At 63.0% G+C, this 686-nt stretch carries 1 protein-coding gene and 1 pseudogene; both read right to left on the bottom strand.

Annotated features, from left to right (window positions below):
* A partial coding sequence (msuE, locus tag EOA49_RS32265; RefSeq protein ID WP_127243612.1) for an FMN reductase occupies positions 1 to 435 on the bottom strand: 435 nt, incomplete at its 3' end.
* Positions 436 to 560: 125 nt separating this feature from the next.
* A pseudogene (locus EOA49_RS33215) lies at positions 561 to 686 on the bottom strand (acyl-CoA dehydrogenase); the annotation flags it as partial.

Here is a 686-nt window from a genome sequence, read left to right as displayed (position 1 = left end):
CGCATACACAGCCGTCGGCAGCGTGAAGGCTTCAAAGAAGCCGAACAGCGGCCGCAGTTGGTGCTCCACGACCAGGGCATGGCGCTCACCGCCTCCGGTCGCGGTCAGCAGCACCGGCTTGCCCCTCAACGCCGACGGATCGATCAGGTCGAAGAAATGCTTGAACAGCCCGGTATAGCTGCCCTTGTAGGTCGGCGAGCCGACCACGAGCACGTCGGCTGCAATGACCTGCGTCAGGATCGCCTGGCCCCGGTCATCGAGATCGCGCGACCATTTGGCTGCGCCTAGCGACGGGCCGACATCGTCGATGTCATAGGTGCGGCCCGTCAGACCATGGCGTGTGGCGATGTCCTGGACGATAAGATCGACGAAGCTGCGCGTCTTCGACGGGCGGGTGATGTTGCCGGAAAAGCCGACGATTGCCGGGCTGGACATTGTTAGGCTGGACATGGAACGGACCTCCAAGGGTGCTCCGGATTGACATTTGGGCGGCCCTGCATGGCCGCCGCTTGGTGAGAATGTCGTTTCGCCGGGCCGCAAAAGTCCTGGCGATGATCCGATCAACTCCAGGCGTGCAGGGGCGGCTTCTCGCCGTTAAGGAAATACTTGCCGAGGATCGAATATTTCCAGCGCACCGGATCGTGCAGCGTGTGGGTACGCGCATTGCGCCAGTGGCGGGCGCGGTT

It is taken from the genome of Mesorhizobium sp. M1A.F.Ca.IN.020.04.1.1, assembly GCF_003997315.1.
Taxonomy (GTDB): Bacteria; Pseudomonadota; Alphaproteobacteria; order Rhizobiales; family Rhizobiaceae; genus Mesorhizobium.
Note: the sequence above shows the minus strand (reverse complement) of the source record. Positions and strands in the feature narration are given on the sequence as shown.